Below are 8353 nucleotides of genomic sequence, written 5' to 3'. Positions count from 1 at the left end.
ATGTTGCAGGTTACATGTTTTGTCCTGCTACAGGTTTCTGTTGTCATTTCGAAGGAGCTTTTTTAAGACTGAGAAATCTCTTATGGAATGGAAAATTGTCAGTTGAGAAGAGATCAGAAAGAGGTGCTGAAAATGGCATTTTTGGAAGGTAATACTGTGAAAAAGAGGCGGGTTGCGAGTTGCAGGTTCCGGGTTTTTCAGTTGCGGGTTGCAGGTTGCGAGTTGAGTGATCTCTACTCCAGGTCAACAACTAAAATCAACTTATAAAGTCGATTTCATTTTGTAACTCTAATTTCCGATCGTCCTTCTAATTTCGTAACTCTAATTTCGCGTCGTATTTCTAACTTCCACTGAGCAACTTCAGGATCTCCTGCTCTACTTCAGCTGTATTCCACTTTTCTTCTATGCCAGGTAATTTCATCACTTTATCCATTATAGCAGCTTGTTTGTCGCCCAATTCAAGGGCTTCAGCATAAGGGGATTCAGAAAAAGTTACACGGGAATAAACCGGGAGCCAGGATTCGGGGTGCTTTTCAGCAAAATGTTTTTCGATCTTCTTCCGCAGAAGAAATTTTTGATCGGCTGTTTTGCTACTCATTTCAAGAAAATTACGGTGACTCAACTCGGCAATAGCATCGGCATTCGGCTTTCTAAGCGCCTGATAATTTGCGAAGATCTGCTCCCAGTCATCTCCAAACTCTGTTTCAAGCCGACTTAATTCTGAAATATCTTCAAAACCTGCATTCATGCCCTGCCCGTAAAAAGGCACTACGGCATGGGCCGCATCTCCAACCAACGCAATCTTGTCATAATACGTCCACGGAAAACACTTCACGGTGACCAGCGCACTTGTAGGATTCTTGAAGAAATCGCTGGTAAGGTTGTAAATTTCATCTTTGATATCGGGAAAGAATTCACTGAAGAATTTTTCGGCTTTAGCTTCGGAAGAAATGGTCTCAAAAGAATGCTCGCCCTCAAAAGGCAGAAAAAGGGTGCAGGTAAAACTGCCATCAAGATTTGGCATGGCAATTAACATGAACCTGCCTCTTGGCCAAATATGAAAGGAATTTTTGTCGAGTTTGTGAGAACCATCGGCATTGGCGGCGATTCTAAGCTCCTTGTAGCCCACATCTACAAAATGCTGGGAATAATTGAACCTGCTTTGGCGCTGCATTTTGTGCCGTACCCGTGAGAAAGCACCATCGGCCCCAAAAATAAGATCGAAATTATACTCCTGCCAGTTACCTTTTTCAGATTCACCGGTATACAGCTTTGCTTCGGCAAGATCTACATCCCACACTTTTTCTTCAAACCTGAACTCGGCTCCTGCTGCTTCGGCAAGATCTATCATCTTTCGGTTTAACACTCCGCGGGAAATAGAATAGATCGCCTCTCCTTCCTGCCCGTACTTCTGAAAATAAACCGGACTGTTATTTACGTGCATTGCCCGCTGATAAAGGGGAATTGCCAGTTCTCTCACTTTTTCTTCAATACCTGCCTCACGCAGGGCTTTCCACCCGCGATTGGACATGGCTAGGTTTATGGAGCGGCCAGAGAATTCAACTGTCCGCACATCGGGCCGTCTGTCAAAAACAGTAATATTATGTCCTTTTTTTCTAAGGTGTAAGGCAAGCAAAGACCCTACGAGTCCTGTACCTACAATGGCAATGTTCTTTGAGTGCTGCATGTTACCGGCGAAAATACTACTTTTTGAATTATTGAGAGTTGCGTTGAGCGCATTCGCCTGCACATCTTCTGGCTTTTCAAGACTACAATTACAATGGCGGGTTAAGATCTACCTGTTGATGATATACTATTATATGTACCAATGTTTTGATATGAACGCTGGAAGAGCGGTGGAATAAAGGGATACAGATGGCAGATTATGAGATTGATATTATTAAAATTAAATCATCTATATTTTTTTAACTCAAAATCTTCTGAAGGGTTAAACCTCCGTTAAAGTAGATTATTGAGATTAAAGCTTTTGTACTTTTAATAAATAATCTGTGAAAAACCGACTTAGAAATACAGATTTTAGGTGAATAACCATGAAAAACTAACCAGCTACCAGGTGGTAGCACAAATTAATCAATTATGAGAGACCTAGTTTGGCTTATTATCGTTTTATTAATTATTGGATGGTTAATAGGCTATTTCGCCTTTCCAGACCTTGGAAGCATAATCCATATTTTGATCGTGATCGCAGTAATCCTGATCATATACAAACTCCTTACAGGAAGAAGTCTGTAGAAAACAGAGGCCGCCTCGGTAAATATTGAGAAGAAGAATACCTCTATCATCTTCTGGTGATTTTGGATCTTTCTTGTCTTTATTTGAGGCGGTCTCTCAGTTTATGCCTTTTTTGTTAATGCTAAGTTCATCACGGCAAAAATGGAATTAGAGTGGGCAATAGGCAGTAAGTTTTATTCGAAACTATATAATAATGTAAGTTGGTTTTGAGCCTCGGCAAAGACCATAAATCTGTGTCAGTAAGGGAAGTTTGTCTTAAACCCTCGGCCCGGATTACAAATCCGCGCCAGTACTGGAAGTTTGTTCTGAACCTCGGCACAGATTACAAATCTGCGCCAGCAATGAAAGTATGAATTGGTGTGCACATCTGCGGCCGCTCAGTTTTTCTGGTCATAATTAATCCTTAGTCATTAAACTTTAATCATTAAAAAAATGTGGAACCTTAAAGGACAAACCGCAGTAATCACCGGCGGATCAAAAGGAATTGGCAGGGCAACTGTTGAGGAATTTCTCAAGTTGGGTGCAGAAGTGCTCTTTACCGCAAGAAATGCAGATGACATTCTAAAGGTAGAAGATGAATATACAGCTCAGGGTCATGTAGTAAAAGGAATAGTTGCTGATGTCACCAAGGCCGAAGACCGCAATAAAATTGCTACGTGGACACTGAATAACTGGAAAGCAGTGACTATCCTGGTAAACAATGCCGGAATAAATATTCGGAAAAAAGCTACAGATATTTCTGAAGAAGAGCACCGGCAGGTACTGGAAACGAATCTGATTTCACCTTTCCTCCTTGCTCGCGAATTGTATCCGCAACTGGTAAAATCCAAAAACGGAAAGATCATCAATATTTCTTCGGCTGCCGCGACTCAGGATGTTGGCACCGGCACGCCATATGCTATGGCAAAAGCCGGACTTTTACAACAAACCAGAAGTCTGGCTGTGGAATGGGCACGAGACCATATTAGAGTCAATGCGGTTTCACCCTGGTACACACGCACTCCTCTAACCGATTCGGTACTGCAGGGAGAGCGAAAAGAAATGATCTTGCGACGTACTCCGCTCCACCGTATTGCAGAACCCGAAGAAATAGCATCAGTCATCGCATTTTTGGCTATGGATCAATCTTCTTTTATTACGGGACAAAATATAGTCGCTGATGGCGGTATGAGTGTGAAAGCACTTTAAAGTAAGATCTTAGAATTCAGACTTTAGAAGTTAGAAGTACGAAAAAATATTTGTTGCAGGTTACAGGTTACAAGTTGACACTGTTGCGGGTTGCGGGTTGCGGGTTGCGGGTTGCGGGAAATTCTAACATTGAGTCCGACCAAAGGGTGGATTAGTCGAAGTATTTCCTTTTCCCGTTTTACCCCTCCCGATGGCTATCGGAACTAAAAGTGAGCCGGGAAAAGAAGTAGGCAGTGCGCAGTTTTTAGTTGGCAGTCTTTTTTTCAACTGTTTAGCATCTTTACGTCTTGACGAAGGAGCTGACAAGGCGACTGAAGCAATCTCCCCCTTGGATGTAGTACATCTCCATCTGTTCTAGTTTTGATAATCGTCACGAATCACAGATCCGCGCCAACAGCTGGTGTCTTTTCCTATTTTTGGAGAGTTTGTTGAAGTCTCCAAAAACTGATTCTTTATCCGTTCCCAAGAAAATAAGGAACTGCTTCAATAAAAACCAGAACCTAAACGGCCTACGAAAAATTGACGACAAATTTGAAGTGAAAGCAGCGTGAAATTTTAGGCTGTTTGAGCTTATGCGATTCTATCTCGAAACTATTTTATCCTGGCGAGTTCCTAAAATTTAGCTGCTGAACAAAAAATTTAGTAAGCCTGGATTTTTTTGCTTCTTTTTTCCATTGATGAAAAAAGAAGAGGATTCATTTTCGATAAACATACACACTTATAGGTTCTGCTCGTCCAATTGTCGGAGAAATTGATCTTCTACCATGTTACCCCTCACTTTATTCTCAAGTTTTGGAAGAAGCCTTTTGCTATTAGCTTTATCTTAATAGTGGATTGCGAAATTTTGGCTTGAAAATCGTGCTTTTTAGTTTATCGATTAACCAATCCCCAATTCACAAATTAAATAATTCCCATTTTCATATCTTTATCCAGTACCAACTCATATTCAAAATGAAAAAAACACTTCTCTTCCTTCCCCTCCTTTTTTTAATTATCTCCTGCAACAATCAGAAAAAAGAAACTACTATAGTTGAGCAAATTGCAGAAGCTAATGGTTTTGAAAACTGGAACGATGTCGAAGAAATCCGTTACACTTTTAACGTAAAAGTAAATGACAGCCTTAGAACCAGCAGGGCATGGACGTGGAAACCTAAAACACATGAAGTCAGCCTTAATACTGCCAATAACACCGTCACCTATAACCATGAGACAGAAGCAGCTGCAAATGAGAAGATCGACCAGCAGTTTATAAACGACCAGTACTGGCTATTATTCCCATTCCACCTGGTATGGGATGATATGGAGTGGGAGCACACAAAGGAGGCTACCGCACCAATAAGTGGTGAACAAATGCAGCGGGTAACAGTGAAATATCCCGGCGAAGCAGGTTATACTCCCGGCGACATGTACGAGATCTATTTTGGAGAAGATAATATGATCAGGGAGTGGGTATATCTATCGGGTGGCAGCAGGGAAAACCCTTTTGCCACTACCTGGGAAAATTACGAAGAGCATAGAGGAATTCCCATCGCAAAAACACATCGGAACAAAGATGGAAGTTTCGAGCTTTTCTTTACGGATGTTAGTGTTGAATAACAGAGACATCAGACTTTAAAGTCTAGATATTAAAGAGATTTTTAGCAAAACCGTTGGCCATTGGTCTTCCTTGCATTTTTGCGGAACAATTTCAAATCTTCAATTTTATAAATCCTCGTCTCTTGCTTCTTGATACTTATTCCTTTTTAAAGTAATCCTTCAAAACCTGACCAAACTTCCACATGTCCTCATAAGAACAATAAAAAGGCGCCGGCGCTAACCTAATCACATTAGGTTCCCGCCAGTCGGTGACCACGCCGTTCCTCATTAAATAATGAAAGAGTTCTTTGCCCTGTCCGTGTAGAAAAACCGATAACTGCGTTCCCCGCTCTTGCGGAGTGATAATTTCGAAATTGCAGTGTACTTCCCGCGCAATTTCCTGTAATATAAACTCAAGGTATGCGACGATCCTGTTTCGTTTCTCAATTAAAACCGCCATTCCTGCTTCTTCAAACAATTCCAGGGAAGCCAGGTACGGAGCCAGAGCCAACACAGGGGCGTTAGAAATTTGCCAGGCATTGGCATTGGGCTCGGGTTGAAATTCAGGTTCCATTAAAAAACGACGGCCTTTATTATGCCCCCACCAGCCCTCAAAACGCGGAATATCTTTCTGCCCGTGATGCCGCTCATGCACAAAACATCCTGAAGCATTTCCCGGGCCGGCATTCATATATTTATAGCTGCACCAGGCAGCAAAATCAGCACCCCAATCGTGCAGATTTAATTCTACATTGCCAGCGGCATGTGCGAGGTCCCAACCAACAAAGGCTCCCACCTCTTTTCCGGCTTTGGTAATCGTTTCCATGTCCAGAGCCTGCCCATTATAATAATTCACTCCGCCCATGAGCACCAAGGCGCACTCCTCTCCTACTTCGTTAATCTTTTGCAGAATATCTTCGGTTCTAAAATGATGTTCTCCATTTCTTTTCTTCACTTCCACAATAGCTTCATCCGGCTCTAATCCATGAAACCGCACCTGACTCGCAATCATATACTGGTCACTTGGAAAAGCCTTCTCCTCCATAATGATCTTAAAACGTTTTGAAGTTGGACTGTAAAATGAAACCATCAATAGGTGTAAATTGACGGTTAGGGTATTCATAACCGTAACTTCCGAAGGTTTTGCCCCGACTATGGGAGCCAGTTTTTCTGAAAATCTTTCGTGATAATCCCACCATGGCTTCTCTGCCTGAAAGTGACCTTCTACAGCCAGACCGGCCCAATCGGTCATGATCTCATCCACGTATTTCTTTGCGTTCTTTGGCTGCAAACCCAGGGAATTCCCGGTAAAGTAAATGACATCTTTGCCGCCTACCTTCGGAAAATGGAACTTATCGCGGTATTCTTTTAGAGGATCTTGTTGATCAAGTTGTTGGGCGCAGTCTAAGGTGTTTTGGAAGTGCATTGATAATTTTTTACCAAATGTAAGAATTAGTGAAGAAGTGACGTAGTGAAGAAGTGACGAGATATTTTATGGTTTAGCTAAAAAGGTAATTATATGTATCAGATCTTTATATTAGCTACAACAGATAACCTATTAAAAAACAATCAGATGAAATCACATCAAGATCTTACTGTTTATCAAGAATCTATTGATTTAGTTGTAATTACTTACCAGATAACTAAAAATTTCCCTCCCGAAGAAAAGTTTGGCATCACCAGCCAAATAAGAAGATCTGCAGTCTCCATACCTTCTAATATTGCTGAAGGTGCCGCAAGACAATCAAAAAAAGATTTCAGTAGGTTTCTATATATTTCATTAGGTTCATTAGCCGAGTTAGAAACTCAGCTCGAAATTTCTGTACGATTAGAATATTTGAAAAAAGATAATCTTTTAAATGAGGAACTTATTTATATCCGAAGAATGTTACTCAAACTTATTAAAAATTTAAAAGAGTAACACAAGAAATGAAGTACCGAGTGATCTAGATTTTACTTTATCACTCCGTAACTTCATTACTACATCACAATTTCCTCCTACTAATCGTCAGCCCATCTCTAACGGGCAACATCACCGTCTCTAACCGCTCATCTTCTGCCAAAAGTCGATTGTATTCTAGTAAAGCCTGAGTCGATTCATCGTCTTTCTTCACCGGCTCCACAACTTTTCCACTCCACAGCACATTATCAGATAAAATTACGCCTCCAGGACGCAGCTTTTCCATTATTTGCTGAAAGTAAACCGGATAATTTGGTTTATCGGCATCAATAAAGACGAGGTCAAAATCTTCTTCCAGGGCTGGAATAATTTGGGTTGCATCTCCTAAATGCTGAACGATCTGTTCTTTCCAGGGAGAGGCCTCAAAATACCTTTTTTGAAGGTCCAGCAGTTCTTCGTTTATATCTATAGTATGCAAAATGCCGCCAGCTTTCATACCTTCTGCCAGGCACAAAGCGGAATATCCCGTATAAGTCCCAATTTCGAGGATGTTCTGCGGATTGATAAGCTTTGACAACAGGCTTAGCAGCCGCCCCTGGTAATGCCCGCTCAACATTCGGGGTTGCAGTACTTTCTGATTGGTTTCTCGGTTTAATTGCTGTAACAATTCAGGCTCTTTGGCTGAATGCTGAACGACGTAATCGTCTATCTCTTGGGGCAAAAAATGCATGTGGAAGTACGAAAATTAGAAGTTAGAAGTACGAAGATAAAAATCCAAAGCTCATTGGCAGTTAGCTTTTAGCTATTGCTGAAATATAATGTCCGGATTTAACAAAAAACCAGTTGTGAGCAAAATTAAAATTTAATGCTGGAAAATTTATTACCTGATATCTGAAGTGATTGTAATTTAGTAACTGCCTACTTTAGACTGCACATTGTCTACTGAATTAAAACCTTCTTTTAACACTTCCCGTAAGCTCCTCGATCTCCTCTTTCACTTTGTCCACCTCTTTTTTCACATCGTCTCCTATAGAAGTATCCATTCCATGTTTTTCGGCGCTGCGCATTACTTCAGACTTAATGTCTTCTGTGGCATTTTTAATGCTGCGCATCCCCTTACCCAAACCTCGGGCAATTTCAGGGATCTTATCGGCACCAAATACCATCACAAGAATAAACATGATAAAGGCGATCTCGGCACCACTAATAAATAACGGAAGTGTTTGCATACGTTGCAAATATACTTACTATTCCAATCACTAAAAAAGTCAGCTTGTTAAAAACTTTTCAGCAATTTTCAGAATGAGTCTTCAGTAAAAATAAATTCCAGCCTATTGAGTTTTATAAAATTAACCGCATAAAAAAAGAGGCTGTCTGAAAAGTAATTTTTAGGCGGCTTTTTTGTTGGTAGATATTTAAAGGAGTGGTTTTTTCACC

At 40.9% G+C, this 8353-nt stretch carries 8 protein-coding genes; 4 read left to right on the top strand and 4 right to left on the bottom strand.

Annotated features, from left to right (window positions below):
• Window positions 1–340: 340 nt before the first annotated feature.
• Window positions 341–1687, bottom strand: a complete 1347-nt coding sequence (locus OQ279_RS04645) for an FAD-dependent oxidoreductase (RefSeq protein ID WP_266068802.1) — start codon at window positions 1685–1687, stop codon at window positions 341–343.
• 410 nt (window positions 1688–2097) lie between these two features.
• Here OQ279_RS04645 and OQ279_RS04640 point away from each other — a divergent pair, with 410 nt between their 5' ends.
• The 3 genes from OQ279_RS04640 to OQ279_RS04630 all read left to right on the top strand — a co-directional run bounded on the left by OQ279_RS04640 (window position 2098) and on the right by OQ279_RS04630 (window position 5037).
• Window positions 2098–2253 (top strand): lmo0937 family membrane protein, encoded by a 156-nt coding sequence (locus OQ279_RS04640; protein ID WP_029038389.1) that lies wholly within the window; start codon window positions 2098–2100, stop codon window positions 2251–2253.
• A gap of 432 nt (window positions 2254–2685) precedes the next feature.
• Window positions 2686–3441: an SDR family oxidoreductase gene (locus tag OQ279_RS04635; RefSeq protein ID WP_266068660.1), complete on the top strand. Its 756-nt coding sequence runs from the start codon at window positions 2686–2688 to the stop codon at window positions 3439–3441.
• Window positions 3442–4392: 951 nt separating this feature from the next.
• Window positions 4393–5037, top strand: a complete 645-nt coding sequence (locus OQ279_RS04630) for a hypothetical protein (protein ID WP_266068658.1) — start codon at window positions 4393–4395, stop codon at window positions 5035–5037.
• A gap of 136 nt (window positions 5038–5173) precedes the next feature.
• Here OQ279_RS04630 and kynU read toward each other — a convergent pair whose 3' ends face one another.
• On the bottom strand, window positions 5174–6442 hold the full coding sequence (gene kynU / locus OQ279_RS04625) for a kynureninase (RefSeq protein ID WP_266068657.1): 1269 nt from the start codon (window positions 6440–6442) through the stop codon (window positions 5174–5176).
• Window positions 6443–6535: 93 nt separating this feature from the next.
• Between kynU and OQ279_RS04620 the strand changes: the two genes are divergently transcribed.
• A complete protein-coding gene (locus tag OQ279_RS04620; RefSeq protein WP_266068656.1) occupies window positions 6536–6937 on the top strand; it encodes a four helix bundle protein in 402 nt (133 codons plus the stop codon).
• Window positions 6938–7001: 64 nt separating this feature from the next.
• Here the strand turns inward: OQ279_RS04620 and OQ279_RS04615 are convergent, their stop codons facing one another.
• Both OQ279_RS04615 and OQ279_RS04610 read right to left on the bottom strand, forming a co-directional pair.
• Complete coding sequence (locus OQ279_RS04615; protein ID WP_266068655.1) at window positions 7002–7646, bottom strand: O-methyltransferase; 645 nt, start codon at window positions 7644–7646, stop codon at window positions 7002–7004.
• A 217-nt stretch (window positions 7647–7863) separates the two neighbouring features.
• Window positions 7864–8145, bottom strand: a complete 282-nt coding sequence (locus OQ279_RS04610; RefSeq protein WP_266068654.1) for a Sec-independent protein translocase subunit TatA/TatB — start codon at window positions 8143–8145, stop codon at window positions 7864–7866.
• Window positions 8146–8353: the final 208 nt, after the last annotated feature.

The sequence above is a fragment of the Salinimicrobium profundisediminis genome (assembly GCF_026241755.1).
Lineage (GTDB): Bacteria > Bacteroidota > Bacteroidia > Flavobacteriales > Flavobacteriaceae > Salinimicrobium > Salinimicrobium profundisediminis.
This window is presented reverse-complemented; position numbering and strand designations above follow the sequence as displayed.